At 40.9% G+C, this 26,507-nt stretch carries 23 protein-coding genes and 2 tRNA genes; 8 read left to right on the top strand and 17 right to left on the bottom strand.

Going from position 1 to position 26,507, the window contains the following annotated elements:
- Window positions 1-14: 14 nt before the first annotated feature.
- From glgB to BLS24_RS11395, 4 genes are read right to left on the bottom strand one after another with little or no spacing between them, the layout of a single operon-like run.
- On the bottom strand, window positions 15-2,018 hold the full coding sequence (gene glgB, locus BLS24_RS11410) for a 1,4-alpha-glucan branching protein GlgB (RefSeq protein WP_091759155.1): 2,004 nt from the start codon (window positions 2,016-2,018) through the stop codon (window positions 15-17).
- A 31-nt stretch (window positions 2,019-2,049) separates the two neighbouring features.
- Window positions 2,050-4,944: a tetratricopeptide repeat protein gene (locus tag BLS24_RS11405; RefSeq protein WP_091759153.1), complete on the bottom strand. Its 2,895-nt coding sequence runs from the start codon at window positions 4,942-4,944 to the stop codon at window positions 2,050-2,052.
- A 59-nt stretch (window positions 4,945-5,003) separates the two neighbouring features.
- Window positions 5,004-5,864 (bottom strand): 16S rRNA (adenine(1518)-N(6)/adenine(1519)-N(6))-dimethyltransferase RsmA, encoded by an 861-nt coding sequence (gene rsmA / locus BLS24_RS11400; RefSeq protein ID WP_091759151.1) that lies wholly within the window; start codon window positions 5,862-5,864, stop codon window positions 5,004-5,006.
- Window positions 5,865-6,641: a TatD family hydrolase gene (locus tag BLS24_RS11395; RefSeq protein WP_091759148.1), complete on the bottom strand. Its 777-nt coding sequence runs from the start codon at window positions 6,639-6,641 to the stop codon at window positions 5,865-5,867. It abuts the gene before it with no gap.
- Between the two features lie 184 nt (window positions 6,642-6,825).
- On the opposite strand from BLS24_RS11395, the gene BLS24_RS11390 reads away from it, so the two are divergent.
- Window positions 6,826-6,898, top strand: a tRNA-Lys gene (locus BLS24_RS11390).
- 281 nt (window positions 6,899-7,179) lie between these two features.
- Here the strand turns inward: BLS24_RS11390 and sufU are convergent.
- Genes sufU through sufC form a run of 5 tightly spaced genes read right to left on the bottom strand, consistent with a single transcriptional unit; the run spans window position 7,180 to window position 12,230 of the window.
- Window positions 7,180-7,623, bottom strand: a complete 444-nt coding sequence (sufU, locus tag BLS24_RS11385) for a Fe-S cluster assembly sulfur transfer protein SufU (RefSeq protein ID WP_071174908.1) — start codon at window positions 7,621-7,623, stop codon at window positions 7,180-7,182.
- Window positions 7,613-8,833: an aminotransferase class V-fold PLP-dependent enzyme gene (locus BLS24_RS11380; RefSeq protein ID WP_091759145.1), complete on the bottom strand. Its 1,221-nt coding sequence runs from the start codon at window positions 8,831-8,833 to the stop codon at window positions 7,613-7,615. Before BLS24_RS11380 ends, sufU begins: the two co-directional genes overlap by 11 nt.
- Window positions 8,834-8,853: 20 nt before the next feature.
- Window positions 8,854-10,023 (bottom strand): SufB/SufD family protein, encoded by a 1,170-nt coding sequence (locus BLS24_RS11375; protein WP_091759143.1) that lies wholly within the window; start codon window positions 10,021-10,023, stop codon window positions 8,854-8,856.
- Between the two features lie 12 nt (window positions 10,024-10,035).
- Window positions 10,036-11,454 carry a Fe-S cluster assembly protein SufB gene (gene sufB, locus BLS24_RS11370; protein WP_091759142.1) on the bottom strand — a complete coding sequence of 473 codons (1,419 nt, stop codon included), beginning with the start codon at window positions 11,452-11,454 and terminating at the stop codon, window positions 10,036-10,038.
- Window positions 11,455-11,468: 14 nt separating this feature from the next.
- Entirely contained in the window at window positions 11,469-12,230 is a 762-nt protein-coding gene (gene sufC / locus BLS24_RS11365) for a Fe-S cluster assembly ATPase SufC (protein ID WP_071174904.1), read from the bottom strand.
- 155 nt (window positions 12,231-12,385) lie between these two features.
- Between sufC and BLS24_RS11360 the strand changes: the two genes are divergently transcribed.
- The 3 genes from BLS24_RS11360 to BLS24_RS11350 all read left to right on the top strand — a co-directional run bounded on the left by BLS24_RS11360 (window position 12,386) and on the right by BLS24_RS11350 (window position 13,891).
- Window positions 12,386-12,456: transfer RNA gene (locus tag BLS24_RS11360), tRNA-Gly, on the top strand.
- Window positions 12,457-12,525: 69 nt separating this feature from the next.
- Window positions 12,526-13,422 carry a putative manganese transporter gene (locus BLS24_RS11355; RefSeq protein ID WP_242872285.1) on the top strand — a complete coding sequence of 299 codons (897 nt, stop codon included), beginning with the start codon at window positions 12,526-12,528 and terminating at the stop codon, window positions 13,420-13,422.
- A 13-nt stretch (window positions 13,423-13,435) separates the two neighbouring features.
- Window positions 13,436-13,891: a Fur family transcriptional regulator gene (locus tag BLS24_RS11350; protein ID WP_091759141.1), complete on the top strand. Its 456-nt coding sequence runs from the start codon at window positions 13,436-13,438 to the stop codon at window positions 13,889-13,891.
- A 98-nt stretch (window positions 13,892-13,989) separates the two neighbouring features.
- Here BLS24_RS11350 and BLS24_RS11345 read toward each other — a convergent pair whose 3' ends face one another.
- The 3 genes from BLS24_RS11345 to BLS24_RS11335 form a co-directional block, all read right to left on the bottom strand.
- On the bottom strand, window positions 13,990-14,283 hold the full coding sequence (locus BLS24_RS11345) for a hypothetical protein (RefSeq protein ID WP_091759138.1): 294 nt from the start codon (window positions 14,281-14,283) through the stop codon (window positions 13,990-13,992).
- Window positions 14,284-14,478: 195 nt separating this feature from the next.
- Window positions 14,479-15,237 carry a hypothetical protein gene (locus tag BLS24_RS11340; protein ID WP_091759136.1) on the bottom strand — a complete coding sequence of 253 codons (759 nt, stop codon included), beginning with the start codon at window positions 15,235-15,237 and terminating at the stop codon, window positions 14,479-14,481.
- Window positions 15,238-15,266: 29 nt separating this feature from the next.
- Window positions 15,267-16,433 carry a DUF3810 domain-containing protein gene (locus tag BLS24_RS11335; protein WP_091759134.1) on the bottom strand — a complete coding sequence of 389 codons (1,167 nt, stop codon included), beginning with the start codon at window positions 16,431-16,433 and terminating at the stop codon, window positions 15,267-15,269.
- A 165-nt stretch (window positions 16,434-16,598) separates the two neighbouring features.
- Between BLS24_RS11335 and BLS24_RS11330 the strand changes: the two genes are divergently transcribed.
- From BLS24_RS11330 to BLS24_RS11320, 3 genes are all read left to right on the top strand, one after another.
- Window positions 16,599-17,273, top strand: coding sequence for a response regulator transcription factor (locus BLS24_RS11330; protein ID WP_091759132.1), 675 nt, complete (start codon window positions 16,599-16,601; stop codon window positions 17,271-17,273).
- Window positions 17,274-17,300: 27 nt separating this feature from the next.
- Window positions 17,301-18,605, top strand: a complete 1,305-nt coding sequence (locus tag BLS24_RS11325; protein WP_091759129.1) for a sensor histidine kinase — start codon at window positions 17,301-17,303, stop codon at window positions 18,603-18,605.
- Window positions 18,606-18,693: 88 nt separating this feature from the next.
- Window positions 18,694-19,179, top strand: a complete 486-nt coding sequence (locus tag BLS24_RS11320; RefSeq protein WP_091759127.1) for a hypothetical protein — start codon at window positions 18,694-18,696, stop codon at window positions 19,177-19,179.
- On the opposite strand, the gene BLS24_RS11315 is transcribed toward BLS24_RS11320, so the two are convergent.
- The 5 genes from BLS24_RS11315 to BLS24_RS11295 all read right to left on the bottom strand — a co-directional run bounded on the left by BLS24_RS11315 (window position 19,154) and on the right by BLS24_RS11295 (window position 24,698).
- Complete coding sequence (locus BLS24_RS11315; RefSeq protein WP_091759125.1) at window positions 19,154-20,626, bottom strand: hypothetical protein; 1,473 nt, start codon at window positions 20,624-20,626, stop codon at window positions 19,154-19,156. The two genes, BLS24_RS11320 and BLS24_RS11315, sit on opposite strands and share 26 nt — an antisense overlap.
- 17 nt (window positions 20,627-20,643) lie before the next feature.
- Window positions 20,644-21,333, bottom strand: a complete 690-nt coding sequence (locus BLS24_RS11310; RefSeq protein WP_242872284.1) for an RluA family pseudouridine synthase — start codon at window positions 21,331-21,333, stop codon at window positions 20,644-20,646.
- Window positions 21,334-21,447: 114 nt separating this feature from the next.
- The gene (locus tag BLS24_RS11305; RefSeq protein ID WP_071174894.1) at window positions 21,448-22,137 is read right to left on the bottom strand and encodes a response regulator transcription factor; all 690 of its coding nucleotides are present in this window, start codon (window positions 22,135-22,137) and stop codon (window positions 21,448-21,450) included.
- A gap of 22 nt (window positions 22,138-22,159) precedes the next feature.
- Window positions 22,160-23,671, bottom strand: a complete 1,512-nt coding sequence (locus BLS24_RS11300; protein ID WP_091759123.1) for a sensor histidine kinase — start codon at window positions 23,669-23,671, stop codon at window positions 22,160-22,162.
- Window positions 23,672-23,759: 88 nt separating this feature from the next.
- On the bottom strand, window positions 23,760-24,698 hold the full coding sequence (locus BLS24_RS11295) for a glycoside hydrolase family 43 protein (RefSeq protein WP_091759120.1): 939 nt from the start codon (window positions 24,696-24,698) through the stop codon (window positions 23,760-23,762).
- A 164-nt stretch (window positions 24,699-24,862) separates the two neighbouring features.
- Here BLS24_RS11295 and BLS24_RS11290 point away from each other — a divergent pair, with 164 nt between their 5' ends.
- Window positions 24,863-26,443 (top strand): glucose-6-phosphate isomerase, encoded by a 1,581-nt coding sequence (locus BLS24_RS11290; protein ID WP_091759118.1) that lies wholly within the window; start codon window positions 24,863-24,865, stop codon window positions 26,441-26,443.
- The last annotated feature ends 64 nt before the right edge of the window (window positions 26,444-26,507 follow it).

Below are 26,507 nucleotides of genomic sequence, written 5' to 3'. Positions count from 1 at the left end.
TAAATTCTTAAGACTTATTTTTTCTTAGTTGTCTTTGCAGCTTTTGTGGTAGTCTTTGTCGTAGTTTTCCTTACTACTTTCTTGGCTGGTGCTTTTTTTGCAGGCTCCAGTTCTGGATTTTGGAATACAAATACCTCTGCTCCATAAGGAGGAAGATCAAGAGTAATGCTGTAATCCTTGTAATCACAAAGCCCCGGTGCTGCTTCTATCTTGGACTCTACGTTACTACCGCAACCGCCGTATTTCTTTTCAGCGCTATCAAGGATCTTGGTATATGTTCCAGCAAAAGGAACGCCAACCATAAAGCCCTTTCTCTCAACTGGAGTCATATTGATCACAAAGAGAATGTTATCTCTTCCATCGATTGCCCTGCGATAGAAGCTGTAGGTGCTACGGTCCTTGTCATCGGCGTTTATCCACTCAAATCCGCCCCAGTCATCATCTACTTCATAAAGGGCAGGGTATTTTCTGTAGATCTTTAGGAGCTCTCCTACGTAGTCCTTCATTCCTCTGTTTAGTTCATTCTCCAAAAGGAACCAGTCAAGCTCTCTTTTTTCGCTCCATTCTCTCTCCTGGCCAAAGTCCTGTCCCATGAACAAAAGCTTTTTGCCAGAATGACCAAACATGTAGGTATAACCAGCTCTAAGGTTTGCGTACTTATCAACCTTATAACCTGGCATCTTTTCAACCATTGAGCATTTAAGATGAACCACTTCATCATGAGACAGCGGCAGAATGTATTTTTCTGAGCTGTTGTAGCTCATGGCAAAGGTCATCATGTAGTGTGCGCCCTGTCTGAAATATGGATCCAGCTTCATGTACTCGCAAAAATCATGCATCCAGCCCATATTCCACTTATAGGCAAATCCAAGTCCATCCTCTTCTGGAGGCGCTGTAACCTTTGGCCACGCTGTGGACTCTTCGGCAATAGTCAGTACTTCTGGATATGTTCCTCTGACTACTGAATTTAAATGCTTAAAGAACTCGATTGCTTCGAGGTTCTTATTCTCACCGTATTTATTAGGTATCCACTGTCCGTCCTTCTTGCCATAGTCAAGATAGAGCATTGATGCCACGGCATCTACTCTAAGTCCGTCCACATGGAATTTTCTGATCCAGAAAAGAGCATTTGCAATGAGGAAGTTCTTGACCTCAGGCTTTTCAAGATTGAAGATCTTGGTGCCCCAGTCAGGATGCTCTCCCTTCCTTGGGTCTGGATGTTCATATATGCACTGGCCATCAAAACATGCAAGGCCAAATTCGTCTGTTGCAAAGTGGGCTGGTACCCAATCAAGGATAACGCCGATATTGTTCTTGTGAAGCTTGTTCACAAGATACATGAAATCAGAAGGCTCACCATATCTTGCTGTTGGAGCATAGTAGCCTGTAACCTGATAGCCCCAAGAACCATCGAAAGGATGCTCTGCGATTCCAATAAGTTCAACGTGTGTGTACTTCATTTCCTTGAGGTACTCAACTATCCTATCAGCAAACTGCCTGTAGGTATAGAATCCATCCTCTGTTCCATCTGGATGTTTCATCCAGGAACCAATGTGACACTCGTAGATAGCAAGTGGCTGACGAGTGATCTCTTTTCCCTTGATGCTCTCGTACCACTTGGAATCACTCCACTTAAAGCCTGAAAGATCAGTTGTCCTAGATGCATTTCCAGGTCTTAGTTCTGCATAGTTCGCATAAGGGTCAGCCTTATAGAGCTTTTTACCCTCTGGCGTAGTAATGAGATATTTATATAGCTGACCTATTCCAACCCCCGGAATAAAACCGGTCCATATATTTCCTGTCTTAGTTCTTTTGAGCTGGTGAGCAGTCTCATCCCAGTTGTTAAAAGAGCCAATGACATGAACGTCAGCAGCATTTGGTGCCCATACTGCGAAGAAATAGCCTTTTTTGCCGTTCTCTTCAGAAGGGTGTGCTCCTAATTTTTCGTAGATCTCGTAATGTGTTCCTTGTCCGAATAGGTACTCATCTGCTTCAGATATAAATACTTTTTGCCCCATACTACAAAGCCCCCTCGCTTATAATCTGTAATCAGTGCATAAAATCTTTTTCTCTGAGGATAACCATATCGTTCTCGTCGTATCTCTTGTTGACGATAACATCGACAAAGTGAGCTAATGTGCGCTTCTCTGCATAGTAGATAGCGTCGTCTATGATATCCTTGACCTCTGAAACAGTCACTTCATGATCTAGTGTCTGTCTTTCTGAAATTCTGGTATGTAATGCCAAGATACCTAAGTTGTCTATAGCATATTCTTTCTCTAATGCGTACTGCTTTGCGTAAGCAACAAGTGAATCATCATCAAGAGCCTCGATATCTACTCTTACATTGAAGCTCTGCTTGAGTGATGGATTCTTATCAAGGAATCTGTTCATATCTTCCTTGGTATCTTCCATAACGATGATAAGTCCCTTATTTTCCTCCTGAAGGATCTTAAGGAGTTCTCCAACAGTCTCTGGAGTAAGGTCTGCTGCTCTCTGAATGATAAGTGCACCATTTGCAAGCTTATCAAAAATTGTAGCAACGCTCTTCTTGTTAAGAGTATTAGCTGTGATCTTAGCTACCTTACCGCTGAAGTTTGAATCAGATGCCTGAACAGCCTTAATAAGTCCCTTTGCAAGGTTAACTGTTCCAGCGCCTTCCTCACCGGTTACGATAGCATTTCCGCTAAATGCGTCCATACTGAGATTATCAATTGCGTTGATGATCTGTCTTCTGGACTTCTTGTGGTGGATATATGGTCCAAAGAGCTGCTTCTCCTCTGGAGTCATAGTTCTTACGCGCTCTTCGATCTCTCTATTTCCAATATGTCTCTTGCCCTTGTCGTGTTTCTTCTCAGGCTTTCTATCGGATTTTTTGTCTGCCTTCTTGTCGGAAGCTTCTTTCTTTTCAGGCTCTTTCTTTTCCTCTGCCTTAGAAGAACCTTCTTTAGCCTTATCTTCTGAAACTTCTTCATCAGACTCTTCTGTAGTCTCTTCTTTTTCTTCAGCTGTCTCTTCTGATTCTTTTCCTTCCTCAGAAGACTCTGCTGCCTCGTCGCTAGAAGCTTCTGCTACTTCCTCAGTTGAAGCCACTGCTTCCTTAGTCTCTTCAACATCGGTTTCTTCTGGCTCTTCTTCTGAAGTCTCTGGAACTTCTGTTGTGTCTATATCTTCGTTCTTGATGACTCCATCAACTGCTTCATCAATAACATCTTCGTTATTCTTGGACCAGTCGCCTCTTCCTGAAGCCTTGTCGTGCCTTTCCTTCTTGAGCGCCTCTGAGATTGCCTTCTCAAGCTTCTCCTGAAGACCAGCCTTTGTCTTTTCATCGTAATCAGCAAAAAGATCTCCAGTCTCCTCAGCAACAAGCATCTTTACGCGCTGAAGCTGTTTTTCCTGCTGGTTCTTTTTGAAGTCTTCCCAGTTCTGCATGTATTCAGAAATACTGATCTGACCTGTTATCTGCTTTTCAACTTCTGGCTCAGGTTCCACAGCCATACTGATCTGGCCGTCGTATTCCTGAGAAAGATAATTATCAAAATGGCTAGGCATCTGATATGCAGCATTTGGATGAATAACTGCTCCAGGTACCTCGTCTTCTAATGGCTTTTCTTCGTAAACTGGCTGGTGAAGGGATCTCTTTTCCTCGCCAAGGATAGGGCCGTTGCCGCCATACTTGATGTCTATTCCAAGCTCTGGCTCAGCTTCCTCTTCCTCAGCTTCTGGAAGATCCTCTGCAGTATCATCTGCTACAACCTCTTCTACAGTATCTGTTTCTTCAGTCTCATCAGTTTCTTCCTGATCTGCTGATACATTTGCCTGTGTGTCAAAGAACAGCTCCTGCATTCCAGTTGATGTCTGCTCGAAGTCATCCTGGTCTGCCTCTTCAGGAATATCCTGATCATCCTCAAAGATCTCTGCAGTGATAGGCTGTACAGGGCTTGAAGGACTTGTCTCCTGTCCTGTAACAGGCTCATATGATTTAAGGTCGCCTTCTGTGTCGTCGCCTATTACAGCTTTCAAGTTCTCTGCAAGGGCTTCCTGAAGGTTCATTGTGTTGTAATCACTTACGTCTACTGATGGCTCTTTTATCTCGCTGATATGTGGATAAACGATCCTATCCATCTCGCGGGTAGGCTGATCAGTAGGAAGAGTATCATAAGCAGGCTCCTGCTGTGGCTGATATGCGCCATTATTGTACTCCTGGATCACCTCATCAGTTACAGGAGGCATCTCCTTGGTAGGCTGCTTGATCTCTACTGTCCTAGGCTCATCGGTTCCAACTTCATCCTTGTCTACGATGATGCTCTTATCGATGAATCCGCCGTGGTTCTGCTTGTATCTGATATATCTATCCTGCTGCTCTGGAGAAAGTGGTTCATGAAGAGCTTTGAGTTCAAGGGCCTTCATAACATAATTTCCATCTCCAAGCCACAAGAAAAGCTCATCACAAGTCTCAATACACTCAGTAGTAAGACCTACGCGATGATACAGATAGGCAAGTTCATATACCCATTTTTCTTTATAATCGTGCTTTTTGAACTCCTCCAAAACTGCGATACGCTCTTCAAGGCTAACTTCCTGAGCTTCATACAGCTTGTACTGAAGGATATATCTTGCTGTGTCACGAGGTGCGATCCTTACAAACTCTTTGTAATACTCTACTGCCTGAACGAACTCCCCCATTTTAATAGCTAGTTCACACAGTGAATAGACAATCTTCCTACCTGTAGGAAATCTGTCATAAGCCATAAGAAGAATATCTCTACTCTCCTCATAACGTCTGTTGATCTTGTATAGGTCACTTATCATACAGAGCATCTGCACGCTCTTAACACGTTTCCAATCAATTGTATCAGCGATCTTGACCGCCTCGGCAAAACTGCCTTCCCCCACCAGAGCTTTTATCTCGTCCGCTCTGATCTTGTACTCAACTTTATCCAAAATATCTACCTCTTTGATACTAAAACTACAATATCTAGTGTTAGTATAACACTAGCCCATTATCTTTGTAAAATGTCGGAAAGCTCTGCAAACTGTGAAAGTGCTAGCACTTCTCCTCTCGCTTTCTCATCAATCCCCATTTTAACTAGTGCTTCTTGAACCTGCTCTCTGGAAACCTTCAAATTTGGATTATTTGCAAGTGAATTTGATAAGGTTTTGCGTCTCTGATTGAACGCAGTCCTTATGATCTCAAAAAGATATTTTTCATCCTTTGCCTGTACTGGCTTGTTCTCATACTTTTTAAGATGAACTACAGCTGATCCAACTCCTGGCTGTGGTATGAAGCTACTAGGCGGAACATCCATTACATTCTCAGCAGAAGCATAGAAGCCTACCGCAAGAGAAAGAGCTCCATAATCCTTGTTACCAGGTCCCATGACCATTCTATCTGCAACTTCCTTCTGAACCATTACTGTGACGCTCTCAATAGGAGCTCCGCTTTCAAAGAGCTTCATGATGATAGGTGTAGTAATGTAGTACGGAAGATTAGCAACTACCTTAATAGGCTTGTTATCATTGTATTCCTTGATGATAGATTCAATATCTACCTTCAAGACGTCTTCGTTTATTACTGTGACATTGTCATATTCTGAAAGTGTATCTGCAAGAACCGGCATAAGAGTCTTGTCGATCTCAACTGCAATGACTCTTTTTGCTAACTCAGCAAGATACTGTGTAAGAGTTCCAATGCCTGGTCCAATCTCAAGTACGCAGGTATCCTTGGTCACTCCTGAAGCTTCTACTATTCCTTCTAAAACGCCATTATCTATCAAAAAGTTCTGTCCGAACTTCTTCTTGGCACTCATATTGTATTTAGCAAGCACTTCCTTGGTGCGTGCACTATTTCCAAGATATGCCATTTAAACCTCCATCAAAAGACCATACATACGCTTTGCATTGTCTTCTGTAATTCTGATCACCTCTTCAGCGCTAATGCCCTTAATAGCCGCTATAGCATCTACCACAAGTGGAAGATTAAGAGATGAATTACGTCTTCCTCTATTTGGCTCTGGCGCAAGATATGGACAATCAGTCTCCAAAAGAATCTTATCCATTGGAGTCTGCTCCACGACTTCCTTCATCTTTTTGCCATTCTTAAAAGTAACTACGCCGCCGATGCCAATATAAAATCCCATATCGACGCAGATCTTAGCAATCTCTTTTGAATAAGAGAAACAGTGAACTACTCCTCCGATCTCTTCTGCATGATTCTCTTTCATGACTTCTAGAGTATCTGACGCTGCATCTCTTGAATGAATGATAACCGGAAGCCTCTGCTGTCTTGCTAGTTGAAGCTGTCTTGCAAACCATTTCTTTTGAAGCTCTGGTGAGGGCTCTGGCCAATGATAATCAAGGCCTATCTCTCCAATGGCTACACATCTGCCATCCTGACTCCATTCTCTAAGGAGTTCAAACTTGTCTTCATCAAGCTCTGCCACTTCGCTTGGGTGAACACCAACCGCAGCATGAATAAAATCATATTTATGTGCAAGCTCCAAAGTCTTCCTTGTAGTCTCCAAACTTGCTCCAACATTGACTATATTAGTGATTCCAGCGCTTTCCATTGACGCAAGAAGCGCTTCTCTATCTTCATCAAACTGCTCATCATCATAATGAGCATGTGTATCAAAAATCATTTTTTTCTCCTAATTACTGTATTACTTATCTAATTTACCATAAAAAAAGGGCAGTGAAAACCGCATAAATACAGAAGATTTTAATTTTTTTAAAAAAAATTAAAAAAAGTGCTTGCATTTCTGTTTTAGCCGTAGTAATATATCACTTGTCGTTAAGACACGGAGACAACCGAATAAAACAAATGCGCTGCTAGCTCAGTTGGTAGAGCACCTGACTCTTAATCAGGTTGTCCAGGGTTCGAGACCCTGGCAGCGCACGCCGAGTACTGTTTTCGAAGGTATATCCTTTGGGGATGGTACTTTTTTTGCGCGTAAAGTGAAACATGCAAAAAAATAGACATATTGTTCGTGGGTGTTTACACACATAAGAACAATTATGTCTATTTTTTTATACGGCGAACGCCGCGACAATGAGGAACAAGCGAAGCGGTTCCGAATCTGTCGGCATGGTTCACCTCTCTACCTGCGAACACCGCGTAAACGAGGAATCTGCTCTGCAGATTTCGAGTATTGCATGGCCACAGCGCAGCTCATTTTCTCATCCCTGTGCTTTTTCAGGGTGTTCTAACATTTCCTGCATTGTATGCCATCCAAGGACCGCGCATTTAACTCTCGCTGGCATATGAGCCACATCCTGGAGTGCCACAGCCTCATCAAGAGCCTCTAAACTCTCCTCATCTGTTACTTCTCCCTTGATCATACCCATAAATGTTCCAGCAAGCTTAATAGCGTCCTCTTTGGACTTTCCAACGATCTGATCTACCATCATATCAACAGAAGCCTGTGAAATAGCACAGCCACTTCCATCGTACAATCCTTCTACGATAACACCATCTTTGATCTTGAGCTGAAGTGTAATATCATCGCCACAACTAGGATTAACACCTCTTAAAACAAGATCTGGATTCTCCATCTTGCCCTTGTGAACAGGATGAAGATTATGTTCATTAACTATCTCACGATATAACTGTTTAAGCTCCATAGCCCATGACCTCTCTTACCTTTGAAAGCTTATCTAAAAATCTTTCAACTTCACTCTCTGTATTATAAAAGTATACACTAGCCCTTGCTGTTGAACCAGCCCCTATAAACTGCATAAGTGGCTGAGCGCAGTGATGTCCTGCTCTAACACAGATGTGATCGTCATTAAGGATTGAGGACATATCATGAGGATGAACGCCATCCATTGTAAACGTAACAATTCCGCAGTGCTTTTTTGGATCCTTTGATCCATATACTTTAATATATGGAAGCTTTGCAAGTCCTTCCATTAACATTGTTGTAAGTTTCTGCTCCTGAGCCTCTATAGCCTCAAATCCAACGTTTTGGATATATTTGATAGCTTCTGCAAGGCCAACAGCGTCACCTGCATTTACTGTACCAGCTTCGAATTTGTGTGGAATCTCAGCGTATGTAGCATCTTCTCTAGTTACATACTCGATCATCTCACCGCCTCTTAAAAATGGCTGCATTTGCTCCAAAAGCTCATATCTGCCATAAAGAGCACCAATTCCCATAGGAGCAAGCATCTTGTGTCCAGAAAGGGCAAAAAAGTCTGCTCCAAGATCCCGAACATCAACCTTCATATGAGGTGCTGACTGGGCACCATCTACTACTACAATTGCTCCCTTTGAGTGAGCGTACCCAGCAATCTCTTTTACCGGATTAGTAACGCCCATAACATTGGATACATGGCCTATTGCCACGATCTTGGTCTTGTCTGTTATCTTGGACTTATACTCCTGTTCTGTGATAGTGCCATCTTCCAAAGGTTCCATAAATACGAGCTTTGCATTGTTCTTTTTGGCAACCATCTGCCATGGAAGCATATTGCTATGATGTTCCATAACTGAGATGACGATCTCATCTCCTTCATGAACATTTTCAAGGCCATAGCTATAAGCCACAAGGTTTAATGACTCTGTCGTATTTCTAGTAAAGATGATCTCTTCAGCTCTGGATGCCCCGATAAAATCTGCCACTATTGCTCTAGAATTCTCATATGCATCTGTAGCTGCCATACTCCAGTCATATAAGCCTCTTAATGGATTAGCATTAGCTGTCTTGTAAAAGTTGCTTACTGCCTCTAAAACCTGCCTAGGTCTCTGTGAAGTAGCCGCATTATCAAAATACACATAGTCGCCAGAATTTAATAGATCAAAATCCTTGCGGAAATCTCCTAAATTACTCATTATGCCACCTCAACGTCAGTTTATACTATGTTCTGAATATAATACTGAACTTTCTGCATTATTTCTGGGTTAGGAATCATTCTAGCTACGCTTTCAAGTCTAGCCTTTATCATGATCCTCTTTGCCTCTTCTTCATCTATACCTCTAGCCTGCATATAGAAAAGAAGATCTTCGCCAAGCTGACCGATAGTAGCACCATGTCTACCATCAACATCTTCCTCCTGGCACAAGATAACAGGCATTGTCTTGTTTACAACATCAGGACTAAGAAGGAGTGTATCTTCCTGCTCATCACCAGCAGAACCTGCACTTCCGTTCTTAAAATCTATAGTTCCTCTAAAGGTCTTTTGAGCTGTATCCATCAAAACACCCTTAAACTGCATATCCGCGTTTGTCTTCTTGCCTCTATGATCAGAAACATAATTGATATCAAGGTTATGATCCTGTCTGCAAAGGTATCCCATGTTGCTGTTAAATACCGCTTCACCTTCAACAAGGTTAATATAGCATCCAGCCCAGGATTTCTTGGCGCCAAGCTCTAATGAGATAACATCAATCTGACCCTTTGCAAAGCAAGCACCACCAATATCATCAAGATGCATGAAGCCATCACCTAGAAGCTGTACCTTTACTACGTTGATCTTGGCTCCCTCTTCTGCAAGAAGTCTTGTGCTAACACCGTGGAAACCAGAAGCTTCCTTATCAGAAATATAGGTCATGATAACTGTAACTTCTGAATTTTTGGCAGCGTGTACTACCTGTCCCGAAAGACTTCCCTGACCGTCCTTCATGTCGTATCTAATAACGATCGGTTCAGCTACCTTAGTTCCTTCTGCAACAGTGTATACGTCTACTGTTGCCCCTGTGCTGATCATGAGCTGATCTACGTCAATTCCCATACCAGTTCTGATGGCCTGGTCCTTATCTCTGTATGACATATCTGCATTTGGCGCACCTGGAACACCAGTAGTAACCAATATTCTATCTTTGTTTGCTCTAAAGATATCTCCTGCCTTGTCAAAAGATACTGCTCTATCTAATGATACTCCATCTGGAACTGTTCCTGCCTCAGGGCACTCCAAAGAATCAATTGTTATATCTGAGCCTGTGATCCTGCTGTCGTTGACATGCAAAAAGTTGTAAGTCAGGACAGGGAGAACATTTACTCTCATGTCTAAATCTTTTTTCATTGTAGACCTCTCTTACGCATTTGAATGTCCACTCATCTCAAGCTTGATGAGGTTATTCATCTCTACGGCATATTCTAATGGAAGTTCCTTAGAAACAGGATTTGCAAATCCACTTACTATCATTGTCTTGGCATCTTCTTCACTAATGCCTCGTGACATGAGATAGAATACCGCTTCATCGCTGATTCTTCCAATCTTTGCTTCGTGTCCTACATCTGCATCATCTGTTCTGATGTCCATTCCAGGAATTGTATCTGCTCTTGAAATGCTATCAAGCATAAGTGAGTCACAAGAAACAGATGCCTTTGCCTTCTTGGCTGTGTTCTGGATAACTACGCTACTTCTATAGGTTCCAATTCCGCCGTCCTTGGAAATAGACTTAGTTGAAATAGAAGATGATGTATATTTGCCCTGATGTACAATCTTGGCACCTGTATCAAGATTCTGTCCCTGACCAGCAAAAGTGATACCTGTAAACTCTGTCTTGGAGTGGTCTCCCTTAAGGATCGTCATAGGATAAAGGTATGATGTATGTGAACCAAAAGAACCTGATACCCATTCCATGATACCGTTCTCCTCAACAAGAGCTCTCTTGGTGTTGAGGTTATACATATTCTTGGACCAGTTCTCAATCGTTGAATAACGAAGTCTTGCACCCTTGCCAACATAAAGCTCTACGCAACCAGCGTGAAGGTTCGCTACATTATACTTAGGTGCAGAACAGCCCTCTATGAAATGAAGGTCTGCGCCTTCGTCTACTATAATAAGTGTGTGCTCAAACTGTCCTGCTCCAGCAGCATTTAATCTAAAGTATGACTGAAGTGGGATATCTACTTTTACTCCCTTTGGAACGTACACAAATGAACCACCTGACCATACTGCTCCGTGAAGAGCCGCAAACTTGTGGTCTGTAGGTGGAACCAGCTTCATAAAATGATCTTTGATCATATCAGCATATTCGCCGCGAAGTGCTGACTCTAAGTCGGTATAGATTACGCCCTGGGCTGCAACTTCATCTTTGACATTGTGATATACAAGCTCTGAATCGTACTGTGCACCAACACCAGCCAGAGACTCTCTTTCCGCCTGAGGGATTCCTAGTTTTTCGAAAGTGTTCTTGATATCTTCAGGAACATCTTCCCATTTGCCCTTCATATCTGACTTGTGTCTTACATAAGAAGAGATCTTGTCCATATCAAGACCATCAATATCTGGACCCCAATCTGGGAACTTGATCTCGTTATAAAGCTTTAGACATTTTAATCTAAATTCCCTCATCCAGTCAGGATCGTTCTTTTCCTCAGAAACCTTTAATACTGTTTCCTCAGTAAGACCCTCTTCCAGACGATAGAAATCTTTTTCATTTTCTACATCTTTAAAGTCATATAAGCTGCGGTTAATATCCGCAACAACCTGCTTGTTATCGCTCATATCTATCCTCTTAATCAGTTACCTAATTCTGAAACAAATCTCTCAAATCCGTGTTCATTGATCTCATCAACAAGAGTTCCATCACCTGTATGAACAATATTTCCCTTAACTAATACGTGGGTATAGTCTACATGAAGTGACTCCAAGATCTTTGTGCTATGAGTTATGATGAGAAGTGCTCCATCCTTCTTTTTCTGATACTCTTCAATTCCCTTTGATACAGTACGAACGGCATCTACATCAAGACCAGAGTCTGTCTCATCAAGGATTGCAAGCTTAGGGTTAAGCATAAGAAGCTGAAGGATCTCAGCCTTCTTTTTCTCACCACCAGAGAATCCTACATTAAGGTCTCTGTCTGCATATGACTCATCCATAGAAAGAAGCTCCATAGCAGCCTTAAGTGACTTCTGGAAAGCTAAAAGCTTAACTGGTGCCCCTGTCTGAGCATGGTATGCATTTCTGATAAAGCTTCCAAGTGAAATACCTGGAACCTCTAATGGGTTCTGGAATGAAAGGAACATTCCTGCCTTAGCTCTTTTATCAGCTGAAGCATGAGTTATGTCCTCTCCTTCAAATACGATACTTCCATCTGTAACCTGATAATGTGGGTTACCCATAAGTGTATAACCGAGTGTTGACTTACCAGCACCGTTAGGTCCCATAAGTACATGAGTCTCCCCTGGCTTAATATCCAAGTTAATTTTATGTAATATAGGAAGCTCATTATCTATTGATACTGATAAATCCTTTACTTGTAATAAAGACTGATCTGACATAATGATATATTTCCTTTCTAATTCCTACTAACTTAGTAGGATTCATCTTAACACTCCAAAAATGCCATGTCAAATGACAAACAAGGTAAAGTTTATCACAAAACCACTTGACATACCATATAAACTTAAGTACAATACAATCTTGTCAGCACCATGCGGGTGTAGTTCAATGGTAGAACACTAGCCTTCCAAGCTAGATACGTGGGTTCGATTCCCATCACCCGCTTACTGATATTTTTTTTGCCCATTTTTCAAATGCTAATGATTTGCATTTGCATTTCTGAAAGGAGTTTTTATGAACATGATAATTGATATAGTAGCGGACGCTCTTTTGGACTCCGTTAAGATTCTTCCATTTCTTTTCTTTACTTATTTAGTTATGGAATATCTGGAACACAAGACTGAAGAATACACTTCTAATATAGTACAAAAGACTGAGCACTTTGGTCCTCTATGGGGGGGACTTATCGGCGCCTTCCCACAGTGTGGATTTTCCGCTGCCGCTTCTAACCTCTATGCAGGAAGAGTCATTACATTAGGCACTCTTATCGCGATCTACCTTTCTACTTCAGATGAGATGATACCTCTTTTCATTTCAAATCAGGCTCCAGTAGGGCTTATGGTCAAGATTCTCGTACTCAAAGCAGTGATCGGTATTGTCTATGGATTTATCATTGATGCAGTAGTTCATTGGCATCACAGAACCCATGGAAAGAGCCTTAACGATCCTGTAAAGATCGAAGAACTCTGCGAAAAAGAGCATTGCCACTGCGAGGAAGAAGAAAACTCTGGTTTTATCGGAATTGTGAAATCAGCGCTTGTTCACACCATTCATATTTTTGTATTTGTACTTATACTTACTCTTGTTCTTAACTTTGTTATTGAGATTGTTGGTGAAGATAACCTTTCAATGCTACTTAAGACAAGCCCTGTCATAAGCCACATCCTTGCTGGAATCGTAGGACTTATTCCTAACTGTGCTCCATCTGTTATCATCACAGAGCTTTACCTAGATCAGATGATCACTCTTGGAACTATGATGTCAGGTCTTTTAGTTGGTGCTGGTATTGGTCTTCTTGTTCTTTTCAGAGTTAATTCTAATAAGAAGGAAAACATTAACGTAGCATTTATCTTATTCATCATTGGAACTGTAACTGGTCTTTTGATCGATATGCTTGGTATAAGCCTTTAATTGGAGATAAAAAATGAGTTGTAAGATCCATGCTGAAAACAGTGATTCTATTATAGAAAGATGCTGGCCTGCCGGGGTCAAGAAAACACACCAGAGAATAGATATATTCCTGATCTTGTACCACGCAGATGAGCCGCTATCTGCTGCTGATATATTTGATAAGTTAAATATGACAGCGCCAAAAGAAAAATATGCATTCTCTACTGTATATAGAAATCTGCTAGCTTTTGAAAAAGTAGGTATTGTCACTAAGACAACCTTATCTACAGAAGATAACGCAGTATACGAATTAAAAAAGAGCTCTCACAAGCATTATGCTGTATGCACAAAATGTCACAAGAAGATACCGATAAAGACCTGTCCTCTTCACGACATATCTGCTGCCGTCAAGGATTCCCTTCCTGGTTTTGAGATAACAGGGCATCAGCTCGAGATTCTGGGCATATGTAATGACTGTAAGAATAAGTAAAAAAAGACCTTCATATCACTAGGATATGAAGGTCTTTTATATGTACTGACTAAAGCAATTGATTAACTATATATAAAACTTATACTAATCTAATTGAATTAGTTGTTTGATGAAGCTTCTGAAGCAGCCTCAACAGCCTCTTCTGATGAAGCGTCTGCTGCAGCGTCCTCTGATGATGCCTCAGCTGCTGCATCCTCTGATGATGCCTCAGCTGCTGCGTCCTCTGATGATGCCTCTGAAGCAGCCTCAACAGCCTCTACAGATGCCTCTACAGATGCCTCTACTGATGTCTCTTCTACAGCTGTCTCCTCTGCTGCTGCCTCACCGCAACCAGCAAGAACTGCTGCTGAAAGTGTTAAAACTGAAAGTAATGTAACGATATTCTTCTTCATAATATATATTCTCCTCTTCTGTACTAATAATGTATTTTTGCATTTGCCATTGGCGAAATGCTATCTAGCAATTGCTTCAGTACAAAGAAAGATTATATACTGTGAATTTCAGAATGTCACCGACATATGTGAGAATAAAATCTTAAGATTTCCTTAATATTTTGTGCATAACTAACAAAGAATGCCACTTTTTCCTCAATTTGATGCTTCGCTTGAGGTATTTGTTGCATCATCGCCATTTTCCGCTGTTTCTGGCTCTTTTAACACGGTATAACTACCAAGGCTTGCAGAGCCTGTCTTGTCGCTATCACTGTATTTCAAGGTGATTGAAATACCTGCTTCGTCGGCACCAGCTAAGCTATCACATGCAAGAGTATAGGATGTGTTGTTGTCATTTTTAACAATAAACTCCCATTCTGTGCTGCTCTTGTTGATATCAAGAACAACTCCCATTAAAGTATAGCCTGCTTCAAGGACTACTCCGTCCCCAAGAAGATTGTCTGTATAGGTATCTTCAGACAGATCATGAAGCACAACTTCAGTCAGGTTCATGCCTGTTTTGTTGACAAGGTAAGCTCCAACGTTGCTGTACTTATCTTTCTCAGCCTTTTTCTTGGTCTCAACGGCGAGAGTTTCATCAAATTCAGAATTAAGGCTCTGATATTCTTCTGTTAATTCAGTGATCTTTGGAAGGACGCCATCGATCTTCTTGTCACTCATTCTGGTAAAATCCAAAGCTTCGATCTCAGCTACTTCCTTGGACAGGTCTTCTAACGTACTCTTCTTGGAAGAATCTGTTATATCAAGATATGTTGCTTCTGCGCTTTCTTTTGCTTCTAATAAAAGACTTCTTGCAGTCTCAGCCTCGCTTAGTTTCTCATCTGAAGGCTTACAAGCGCACAGAGCAAGCATCATTGAAAGAACTAGTGTAAATACGGTTATTTTCTTTTTCATATTAATATCTCCCTTTAAAGGCTATTGTATCACACACCTTCTGGGAAATTGTAGTAATAATCCATAATAAGTGCGACAACATGTGTATAGCTACATTTGCCTGAGCTAACACCATTTACTTTAAGATTTGTATCTATGAATGTTTCAGCTGCTTTCTTAACTGTTTCTGTTTTGACCACTGCTTTTTCTTCTACTTTTACCCATGCCTCATCAGTCATGAACTTGTTGTCATACTTGACTCTAGCTGAGATCTTGACGTGTGAGTTGTACTCTTCCTTGCTGACAGCTCTGTAGTAGTCATTATTAATGTAGTTAAGAACTCCAAGATATCCGCTGTACTGAAACACTACATCATCAGAATTGATGCAGGCAAGGAAGCCAAAGAAATTAGCTTCGTCTTCATAAATATATCCGTGAGTATGAGCAAGCTCATGGCACATAGTAAATGGCTTGTTCATGATAGACATTGTATCGTTATAATTTGCTTCCATGGAAAATGGGAAGTAATATCCCTGCATGTACTGCTGGCTCATAAAATCTGAAAAGTACAGAGCCTTTGGAGTAACATAATATCCGCCAAGCCTTGGATAGCGGTCTTCAAGTCTCTTCATGGCTTCGATAGCAGTCTGCCTCATATCACCTTCATAAATAACATTGCCCTTCTCGTCGTGAGGAACCTTTGTAGAAAGCTCGTTGCATTTTTTAACCACAAAATCTCTAAGTTCAGCCAGCTGAGCAATGTCACACTCAGATCCAGTATTCTCACCATAAAGCCCAATCTTGGATGTATGATAAAGGGCAAAGCAGTTAAGAGACATTACTGTGCAGATAATTGCCATGAGAGCTGGAGATACTCTATAAAGAGCGTTAGAAATCTTATTAAAAGTCTTCTCAGCCTTAAAATATCTCAATCCAAGTGCATTAGCTCTTTTGCCATATATCATGAAACATGTGTGAGTAATAATGAAAAGAACTGAGAAAACCACAAACAACACTATTAACACAAGCATCACTTCGCCAATAGAAAATGGAACAAGACTTGTGAGTCTTCCATAAGTGCTTGAAATTACTGGGAAAATTTTAGCTGCATAGAAGTCAGAAAAAGCCGCACTATTCCATGCGACCAGATTAAATACTATACATACAGCGATTACGGAATAAAAGATCAGGTAATAAGAGTCGCTCTTTTTCTTCATTAATTGCTCCCCCGAAAGTTTATAAAAACATTCTACAAGATAAATATGTACTCAAAATGACTAAACGCAGGTTTTATGTTCATATTTTGTACACATATTTCTTCTTTTGTAATCTTTCATTATGTTAAAATTAAGGTAGCTGTTATCTAATATAGGAGAGAACATATGCGACTACTTTTAGCTGATGATGAAAAAGAGCTTTCAAACGCTCTTGTTGCAATCCTAAAACACAATAATTACACAGTAGATGCTGTTTATAACGGCACAGATGCACTGGACTATGCTCTGACAGGAGATTACGACGGCATTATCCTCGATATCATGATGCCAGGACTTGATGGAATGGAGGTCCTCAAAAAGCTCAGAGATAAAGGCCTTTCTACACCAGTTCTTTTCCTGACTGCCAAGACCGAGATTGATGACAGGATAAAAGGCCTTGATCTTGGAGCAGATGACTATCTTCCAAAGCCCTTTGATATGGGAGAACTCCTTGCAAGAGTTAGGGCAATGCTCCGCAGAAAAGCTGACTTTTCACCAACCAATCTAAGCTGCGGTAATCTGACTCTTGACCGCTCCGGTTATGACCTCAGCACTCCAGATCACGACAAGATCCATCTTGCCAGCAGAGAATTCCAGATGATGGAACTACTCATGACTTCTCCAGGAAGAATCATCTCTGTTGATACATTTATGGACAGGATCTGGCCTGACGGTGAAGCCGACGTTAACATTGTGTGGGTATACATCTCAAACCTTCGTAAGAAACTCTCTTCCCTGGATGCAACCTGTGAGATCAAGGCTTCAAGAGGCGTTGGATATTCTATTACTGAAACCAATTGATAAGTTGTTTAACACACGAGGCTTTATATGGTTAATAAGCTTAGAAAAAAATTTGTCATAACGGCAATGCTGTCACTCCTAGCTATTCTCCTTGTAATGATAGGCGTGATCAATGCGATCAATATCAGTAGGACCATCAGGCAAGCAGACAATCTTTTGTTCATGCTTGCAGACAATGATGGCTATTTTCCTGGAATGATGGATGATCCAAATGGTCCTATGCCTGGAAACATGGACCCATCTGAAAGGCCCAAAGACCCAAGCATTCATTTCCAATTTGAAATGCTAAATAATAACAGAGACGCCGAAGTCCCTTATCAGGCTAGATATTTCTGGGTTAAATTCTCTTCTGACAAAACAGTTAACGAAGTCAATATCCAGCACACAGCCACTGTCACAGAAGACATTGCCAAGGAATACGCTACTAACGCTCTATCCAAGTCAAGTCAACGAGGCTTTTACCACACATATAGATACCGCGTAGTTCAAAATCCTGATGGTACCTACATTGTTCTGTTTTTAAATATCAGTTCAGACGTTTTAAATGCTCTTACGCTGCTCTTACAATCTGTTTTAGTTGGCGCTTTTGCACTTCTTGCCATGTTCATACTAGTATTTCTTTTCTCAGGAAAGGCTGTTGCCCCTGTTGTAGAGTCACTTGAGAAGCAAAAGAGATTTATCACCGACGCAGGGCACGAGCTCAAGACTCCTCTTGCCGTGATCTCTGCTAACATAGACGTTTTAGAGATAGAATCTGGCAAAAGCGAATGGTCAGAAAGTATCAGAAATCAGGTTAAGAGAATGACTGAACTTGTAAAAAACCTTCTGACGCTTTCTAGAATGGATGAAGAAAAGCCAAACATCGTGTTAAATGATGTTGACCTTAGCCAGATAGTAAAAGATGTTTCAAATTCCTTCGAACCAGTTGCTGCCTCAAACAACAAGAACTATAGAGTGAACATTGAAGATGACATCCATATCTTAGGAGACAATAACACCTTAACCCAGCTTACATCACTTCTTTTGGACAACGCCATGAAGTATTCCTCTGATAATGGCGATATTACTGTCAGCCTGACCAAAGAAAAGGCTATAACACTAAGGGTTTCTAATACCTGCGACAACATTCCATCTGGTAATCTGGATAGACTCTTTGACAGGTTCTACAGGGCTGATTCTTCAAGAGCTCGCGAAACTGGTGGCTACGGAATTGGACTCTCAGTTGCAAGAGCAATTGCCACTTCTCACAAAGGCTCAATTGAAGCCGTCAAAGAGGGAAATGACACCATTAGTTTTGTTGTAAATTTACCTGTACAATCGGTCAAAAAATAAAAAATCGTCAAGGATTATATGTTATAATATATGTATGTACCACCATATTGCATCTATAGTTGATTCTCAATGATTTGGGGAGGTGTCTATGTACAAAAAGGGTGATAAAGTTATAATTCTTGATTACAACGGAAAGCCCCTGATACCAAAGGTAGTTGCTGAGATCGAAGAGGTTTATGGGGAAGACAGAGTACGCCTGCATTTACCAGATAATGCATGTTGTCTCGAATTTGTTAATCATTTTGAGAAGATCGATGATAAGACTTATAACGAAATCCTAAACGCAGTTCTCGAAAGAGAAAAGGAGCTGCCGGTTGACCTTCAGCTGGATATCAGGAAGTTCGCTTCCAAGCATCCTCGCAGAAGAAAAGATGAGATCCTCAAGATGTTTGACCAGGATAAGCGCTATGTATCAGTACTTAACGCTTATCGCGGAAGAGTTAATATGTATGGCAAAGAGAATATCAATGAGCATTTCCTCTTTGAATACAATGAAGCTCTTTATGGGATCATAGAAACCAGAACATTTTTCCATGAGCTGGATGATTCTATTCCTGTTCCTGTGCTCGACTGACAAAAAGAGCTATGCCAAGCAGGATAAATAAGTAAGGCGTAGATGTAACAGTCGAAAAAGACACACTACAATTGAATAAGTAAGAAGTTATAGGGAGTGCGCAGATCATCGCTGCGTGCTCCTTTTTTGATGCCTCGCTAGTATCAAAAGTTTTGATAAGACCGTGAAGAGCAGTTATTATCAGCACCACATAGGTTAAAAGACCTATCATGCCTCTTTCTATCAAAATAGTAAGAAACTCGCAGTGTGCATTGGTAAGTCTGTTACCGTTTAATACATTAAGAAGCGAATCCGTCCACATTGGATGATTGTAGGCATAGACATAAAAGCAGTCCTGCCCTACGCCAAAGAGCTTTTGCCAAGGAGTAAGTCCCCTAAATATATCTACGGATATCTGCCAGATGATACCTCTTCCATTTCCAAAATAACCATCTGACATTATGACCATTATTATAGAAGAAACTACTGCAGCTATTCCCAGTACTATCAGCACTCTTCTGCAGATCTTTCCTATAAAAGAGACGCTTATCTCTTCAAAAAGCCTTGATACTCTGTAAATAAAAAACGCTGCCGCCATTACAATAAGGCCAATGTGCATGTCGCATATCTTAAGGATAATTCCCTCTTCGTAGTTATAGCTTCTTCCAAATACTTCCATCAGTATCTTTGTTAGTTCCATTGAAAAGCCCAGTACTGCTGCCTGTGCCATAACTCTTTGAAAGCTTTTTCTTTTACTAAGGGATATATAGAGCATTATTCCATAGGTTCCCATGAGCACAAGGGCTGCACTATCTGACCCCTGCATGAAAAGAGCTACAAGCCCCGTAACTACGTACAAATTAGTTAATATCCCGGCTATAGAAAAGAGCTTTTTTCCGTAAGAAAGGCCTATTCCAAGTGGTACAAAGATAGCTAAAAAGCCCACGTACCAGTTGATATTACCTAACGTCCCCAAAAAGCTAGGGTTAGCGCCATATACATAAAATGGATCGATTCCAAATCTATTTAATATGCCTAGTACAAACGTAGAAAATGGAACGATCAATATGAGAGATAAGATCAGAGCATTAAGCTTTAAGCCCTGCATGAACAATACGCAAAATGAGATCATCAAAAAGACTGTTAAAAAGCCGCATCTCCAGCCTTCCTGCCCTAGAAAAGCAGTTCTTTTATCACAAGAAAAAAATAAGGTAATAACATTTGAAAAGATAAAAGCCCCTATGAGCATGGCATTTCTAGACTCATTAAAAAGCTTTTTGGGTTCTTCAAGGATCTTCAATATAAAAAGAAGTGCAAAAAAGAAGGCAGAAATGCCAAGATATAACACCCCCTTTGCTTCGCCCAGCATGTAATATCCTTGCTTCATATAGAGCGGAAGGACGCTGCACATGATGATCAGATATAAAATCTTAACTATTTCCTGTATTTTCGCACTTTTGTTTTTCATCTTATTGTCAGTTCCAATTATTTATCAAAAGATTTTAAGAATTCCGGTTCAACTTCATAAGAAACTTTCTTTTGGGTTGCCGGATGTTTAAAGCCAAATTTGTAGCAGCAAAGGCATACACTTGATATTCCAAGCTCCTTGGCTAATCCCATAGATTCTGCATTTCCGTACTTTTGATCTCCAACTATAGGAAAGCCCATATGAGACATCTGAACTCTTATCTGGTGGAATCGCCCTGTTAAAAGCTTGATTCTAAGAAGAGTGCATCCTTTTTTACGCCATACAACTTCGTAGTCGAGCTCTGCCTTCTTGGCATCAGCGGTATTCTCAGTCACTTCAGCAAGACCGGTATCTAAATTCCTGATCAGATAGTCTGTTAAATGCCCTTTATCCTCAGGAATATCGCCGTAGCAAACAGCGTAGTAATACTTATCTGTTTTATGCTCTTTTATCTGGCCCGCAAGATCTGAAGCTGCCCTCTTGGTCTTACATACTACTACAACGCCATCTACAGGCTGATCTAGTCTGTAAACAGTCCCTACATAGGGAGGTTTTGGGCTTTTTGCCCCATCTTTTCTTGCAAGATAGTTTCTCACACTGCTGACAAGGTCCATCTGCCCTGCTCTTGCACCTTCTGTGGCCATCCCTGCAGGCTTATGGCAAACTATTATATCCTTGTCTTCAAAAATGTACTCCAAACGCTTCAAATCAATACTCCTACAAATCTACATCAGAAAAAATTACGGCAGGAATAATTACGCCTGACAAAAGCCAGCCATAATGCCTCCTGCCGATAATAATAAATTTAAAATGCTAAATAATCAAACCTTAAATCTGTAGCCAACACCCCAGATTGTCTCAATGTACTGTGGGTTTGATGTATCATATTCGATCTTTTCACGGATCTTTTTGATATGTACTGTTACTGTAGCGATATCGCCGATTGAATCCATGTTCCAGATCTTGCGGAAGAGCTCTTCCTTTGTAAATACGTGATTAGGATTCTCAGCAAGGAATGTAAGAAGATCGAATTCCTTTGTTGTGAAGCTCTTTTCATCTCCGTCTACGTATACCCTTCTAGCAGTCTTGTCGATCTTGAGTCCTCTGATCTCTACGAAATCATTAGATTCATGTCCTGATCCAACAAGTCTTGAGTATCTTGCCATGTGTGCCTTAACACGGGCAACAAGCTCAGATGGGCTAAATGGCTTGGTAATATAATCATCTGCTCCAAGTCCAAGACCTCTTATCTTGTCGATGTCATCCTTCTTAGCTGAAACCATGAGAATTGGCACATCTTTCTTTTCTCTGATGTGCTTACAAACCTCAAATCCGTCCATTCCTGGAAGCATGAGATCCAAGATGATAAGGTCAAAATCCTCTGCAAGCGCTGTCTGAAGACCTGCATCACCTGTGTTTTCTATTGAGACCTCAAAGTCACTCAGTTCAAGATAGTCCTTCTCAAGGTCAGCAATAGCCTCTTCATCCTCAACAATAAGTATTCTGCTCATACACTTTTCGCCTTTCTTTGTGTTATAGTGTTTCGTTGTCAACAGTAACGGTTTCAGCACCAGATGAGAATTCGATATACTTTCTCAACACAAAGTGCATGCATGTTCCTTCTCCTTCATGGCTGGTAGCCCAGATATAACCGCCATGATCTTCAATGATCTTTTTAACAATGGATAATCCGATTCCGCTTCCACCCTGCTTGGAGTTTCTCGAAGCATCTGTGCGGTAGAACCTGTCGAATATGTTTGGAATATCTTTTTGGGCGATTCCCTTACCATTATCTTCAAGTTCGATCCTTATGGAATCTACTTCATCCAAAATCCTGATGTCGATCTGGCCGCTGCCATCGTCTCTATCAAGATATTTAACGCTGTTACTTACAACATTATTTATAACTCGTTTAATCTGTTCTGGATCAGCAACGATCTGCGTATCCGGCGTAGTTAGATTAGAATAATTAAGCTTGACTGATTTGCTCTCTAGATCCGCTCCTATCTCTTCGATGCAGTCGCCAAAGTATTCTGCGACGTTGATCTTAACGAAATTGTAAGGGATGCGGTTGTTATCAATACTGGAGTACAAGGTAAGCTCATTTATAAGGTTGTTCATATCGTTAGCCTTATTATTAATGATCTTAATGTACTTCATCTGCTTTTCAGGGCTATCTGCAACTCCTTCCAAAAGACCTTGTGAATAGCCTTTTATAGCAGTAATAGGAGTTTTCAGGTCGTGAGAGATATTACTGATAAGCTCTTTATTTTGCTTCTCTCTGTCTATCTTTTCATCTGCTGACTCTTTTAGCCTCAGTCTCATATCCTCATAGTTGCGGTACATGGCTCCTATCTCGCCTTTTTCCTTGACGTCTGTAGGAAGCATATAATCAAAGTTTCCGTCTTTGATATGCTGCATGGCTATGTTCAGCTCATCTATAGGTCTAAAGAAACTTCGTCCAATCCAGGTTGTTAAAAGTATACTGGTAACCAGAAGGATCAAAATTATGGCCACTGCCATATATATCACCAGCGATGTTGTCAGTCCTGTCCTAATACCAGATATGATATAAAGACTTCCTTGATCACCATCTGAGAAGTAAAAATCCATCTGCCTTACAAGATGTTTGGACGATGTAAAATATATACCTTTGATATCTGTTCCGAAACCCGGTAGCTCGTATATAACTTCCTGGGCTTTTTCCTGATCAGCTACATAATAGATCGAGTAGCCTTTCTTTACGATAATATATGCATACTTTGATGCTATCTTTTGGTCTATCTCACTTAGATAAGCTTCGTTTTCCAAAACGAAAGGATCAACCAGCATAGTTACTAGAATCTCTTTTACCAATTGATCAGTCATCTCTGAAAAAGTTCCACCCGGATCGGCTACCATTCCGTAATCCACAACCCTGCCATTATCGATATTCTGTTCATGCACCAAATATCGTCCAACAGCGAGATAAGCACCAAGTGCTAGAATCATCGGTATAATCACTATTGCAAGTGAGGTTATTAAGAGTTTAGTACGAAAACGCATAAATCCCCCTATACACTTTTTAGTATACCATAATTCTAAATTCTAAAAAATATATATAGCAAAGATAAACGACTACTTTCTAAATTTTTTAACGATTTGGATAGTGCTTTTTGATCCTATCGTACTCTTCGTCAGTGATTTCCATGACTGTTCCGTGCTTAAATCCATAAGGGAAGCTAAATTCCTTGTCTGAACGCACAAAGCGGCCTGTAGAGATATCCTTAGCAACAAAAGGCACATAGCCCTGCTTTTCCTTTTCACATCCGTAGAAATCAAGCATTACACACCAGCTGCCATCTGGAAGCTTGTAGCAAGTTGGAGCCTCATACTGTCCCTGCTCTAATTTGTCCATCTCTTCATCAAATGCAGGCATTCTCTCATACTTACCTGTAAGAGATGTTCCTCTCTCAAGGATGATGTGCTCTGGATTAAAATCACTCTTTAAGAATCTGTAGTAGTAGCCATTCTCATAAACGATGTTTGAATCAATGATACCAGTATCGCATTTATTGCAAAGCAGCTTTGGCTCTGTGTATGTCTTGAAATCCTTGGTCTTGGCATAATAGATAGCCATGAAATTATCTGAATCCTTAGGGAATCTAGAAGACCAGTGAACCATGTAATCTCCAGCTTCCTCATCATAAATAATGTCAGGAGCCCAAGCGCAGCCGTAGTTGTCATCAACTACTTTGATCATCTCCTGCTCAGACCAGTTTACAAGGTCCTTTGACTCCCATTTTGAAAGATATTTACTACCTTCTCTATTTACCTTGTTCCAGTTATTTTCGTATTTATCTTTGAAGTTACGTGCTATAGCAAGGTCTGTAGCAAGGATTACAAATGTGCCATCCTTTTTTCTTGTGATGGTGAAATCTCTTACGCCCTGCTCTCCAAGGTGACTTTCAAGAATAGGGTCTCCATTATTTACTTTCTCCCAGTTAAAACCATCCTTAGAAACACCAAAATATAACTGTTCTCCATCTGGTGTTGTTTTTTCTTTAAAATGTGCAAACAAATACGCTCCCATACTGCCCTCCGCTAGGTTTAATAGTTTTATCTAAAATATTATACCTTTCACAAAACATTATCAATATTTTATAGTCTACTTCTTGATATGAACCTAGTTCTTTGCTAAACTTTAACTTGGTAAAGGAATACGTTTTCCTTGTTACCTGATAGGAGGATTATATAATGGTTGATTGGAAAAATCTTGACACACTTAAGGCTTACGACGATCTTAAAAATGTTAAGCATGTAGATCTCGTATCTGCTATGACAGGTGAAGGCGGCGCCAAGAGAGTACAGAACTACTCAGTAAAAATGGCTGCTGGTCTTTCTTACAATTACGCTGCAAAGGAAGTTGATGATAACGTTCTTACAGCTCTCAAGGCTCTTGCTGATGAGGCTCAGCTTTCTGACAAATATGCAGCTCTTTACAATGGAGAAGTTATCAATACTGGTGAGAAGAGAATGGTTCTTCACCAGCTTACCAGAGGCCAGCTTGGTGACAACGTTATGGCTGATGGCGTAAATAAAAGAGACTTTTACTTAAATGAACAGAAGAGAATCGCTGAATTTGCAAACAAGGTTCACTCAGGTGAGATTGCAAATGCTAAGGGCGAGAAGTTCACAACTGTTGTTCAGATCGGTATCGGTGGTTCAGACCTTGGTCCAAGAGCTATGTACCTTGCTCTTGAGAACTGGGCTCACAGAACTGGCAACTTCAAGATGGAAGCAAAGTTCATCAGCAATGTAGATCCAGATGATGCTTCAGCAGTTCTTAATTCTATCGATGTTGCTCATTCAATCTTTATCCTTGTTTCAAAATCAGGAACAACACTTGAGACTTTAACAAATGAGTCTTTCGTAATAGATGCACTCAAGAAGGCTGGTCTTGATTCATCCAAGCACATGATCGCTGTTACTTCTGAGACATCACCTCTTGCAAAGAGTGACAACTACCTTGAAGCATTCTTCATGGATGACTACATTGGTGGACGTTATTCATCAACATCAGGTGTTGGCGGAGCAGTTCTTTCACTCGCATTTGGTCCTGACGTATTTGCTCAGTTCCTTGATGGTGCTGCTGAAGAGGACAAGCTCGCAGCTAATCCAAATATGCTTGAGAACCCAGCAATGCTTGATGCTATGATTGGTATTTATGAGAGAAATATCTTAGGTTATGGCAGCACAGCTGTACTTCCTTACTCACAGGGACTTAGCCGTTTCCCAGCTCACTTACAGCAGCTTGACATGGAGTCAAATGGTAAGAGCGTTAACCGTTTCGGCGAGCCAATCAACTATGTAACTGGTCCTATCATCTTTGGTGAGCCTGGTACAAATGGACAGCATTCATTCTATCAGCTCCTTCACCAGGGAACAGATATTATTCCTCTTCAGTTCATTGGATTCAAGAACAGCCAGCTCCAGAATGACGTTAACATTCAGGGCAGCACAAGCCAGCAGAAGCTCTGCGCTAACGTAGCAGCTCAGATCGTTGCATTTGCTTGTGGTAAAAAAGATGAGAACCTCAATAAGGATTTCAAGGGCGGACGTCCTTCCAGCATCATCATTGGTGAAGAGCTTAATCCTAAGTCACTTGGTGCTCTCCTTGCTCACTTTGAGAATAAGGTTATGTTCCAGGGATTTGTTTGGAATATCAACAGCTTTGACCAGGAAGGTGTTCAGCTTGGTAAGGTTCTTGCCAAGAAGGTACTTGCTCATGAGACAGACGGAGCTCTTGCAGAGTACAGCAAGCTTTTAAACATCTAATTTTCAGAACATAAAAAATTAAGGCGTGAAAGAATCATTCTTTCACGCCTCTTTTTATTGATAC

This window comes from Butyrivibrio sp. INlla18 (genome assembly GCF_900103635.1).
Taxonomy (GTDB): domain Bacteria; phylum Bacillota; class Clostridia; order Lachnospirales; family Lachnospiraceae; genus Butyrivibrio.
Note: the sequence above shows the minus strand (reverse complement) of the source record. Positions and strands in the feature narration are given on the sequence as shown.

Excerpts from the sequence above, each read along its gene's own strand:
- BLS24_RS11325 (WP_091759129.1), top strand. The coding sequence starts at position 17,301 with ATGGTTAATAAGCTTAGAAAAAAATTTGTCATAACGGCAATGCTGTCA.
- glgB (WP_091759155.1), bottom strand. The coding sequence starts at position 2,018 with ATGGGGCAAAAAGTATTTATATCTGAAGCAGATGAGTACCTATTCGGA.
- BLS24_RS11340 (WP_091759136.1), bottom strand. The coding sequence starts at position 15,237 with ATGAAAAAGAAAATAACCGTATTTACACTAGTTCTTTCAATGATGCTT.
- sufB (WP_091759142.1), bottom strand. The coding sequence starts at position 11,454 with ATGAGCGATAACAAGCAGGTTGTTGCGGATATTAACCGCAGCTTATAT.
- BLS24_RS11335 (WP_091759134.1), bottom strand. The coding sequence starts at position 16,433 with ATGAAGAAAAAGAGCGACTCTTATTACCTGATCTTTTATTCCGTAATC.
- BLS24_RS11395 (WP_091759148.1), bottom strand. The coding sequence starts at position 6,641 with ATGATTTTTGATACACATGCTCATTATGATGATGAGCAGTTTGATGAA.
- BLS24_RS11355 (WP_242872285.1), top strand. The coding sequence starts at position 12,526 with ATGAACATGATAATTGATATAGTAGCGGACGCTCTTTTGGACTCCGTT.
- sufU (WP_071174908.1), bottom strand. The coding sequence starts at position 7,623 with ATGGAGCTTAAACAGTTATATCGTGAGATAGTTAATGAACATAATCTT.
- rsmA (WP_091759151.1), bottom strand. The coding sequence starts at position 5,864 with ATGGCATATCTTGGAAATAGTGCACGCACCAAGGAAGTGCTTGCTAAA.
- sufC (WP_071174904.1), bottom strand. The coding sequence starts at position 12,230 with ATGTCAGATCAGTCTTTATTACAAGTAAAGGATTTATCAGTATCAATA.
- BLS24_RS11375 (WP_091759143.1), bottom strand. The coding sequence starts at position 10,023 with ATGAAAAAAGATTTAGACATGAGAGTAAATGTTCTCCCTGTCCTGACT.
- BLS24_RS11320 (WP_091759127.1), top strand. The coding sequence starts at position 18,694 with ATGTACAAAAAGGGTGATAAAGTTATAATTCTTGATTACAACGGAAAG.
- BLS24_RS11380 (WP_091759145.1), bottom strand. The coding sequence starts at position 8,833 with ATGAGTAATTTAGGAGATTTCCGCAAGGATTTTGATCTATTAAATTCT.
- BLS24_RS11330 (WP_091759132.1), top strand. The coding sequence starts at position 16,599 with ATGCGACTACTTTTAGCTGATGATGAAAAAGAGCTTTCAAACGCTCTT.
- BLS24_RS11290 (WP_091759118.1), top strand. The coding sequence starts at position 24,863 with ATGGTTGATTGGAAAAATCTTGACACACTTAAGGCTTACGACGATCTT.
- BLS24_RS11300 (WP_091759123.1), bottom strand. The coding sequence starts at position 23,671 with ATGCGTTTTCGTACTAAACTCTTAATAACCTCACTTGCAATAGTGATT.
- BLS24_RS11305 (WP_071174894.1), bottom strand. The coding sequence starts at position 22,137 with ATGAGCAGAATACTTATTGTTGAGGATGAAGAGGCTATTGCTGACCTT.
- BLS24_RS11345 (WP_091759138.1), bottom strand. The coding sequence starts at position 14,283 with ATGAAGAAGAATATCGTTACATTACTTTCAGTTTTAACACTTTCAGCA.
- BLS24_RS11295 (WP_091759120.1), bottom strand. The coding sequence starts at position 24,698 with ATGGGAGCGTATTTGTTTGCACATTTTAAAGAAAAAACAACACCAGAT.
- BLS24_RS11350 (WP_091759141.1), top strand. The coding sequence starts at position 13,436 with ATGAGTTGTAAGATCCATGCTGAAAACAGTGATTCTATTATAGAAAGA.
- BLS24_RS11315 (WP_091759125.1), bottom strand. The coding sequence starts at position 20,626 with ATGAAAAACAAAAGTGCGAAAATACAGGAAATAGTTAAGATTTTATAT.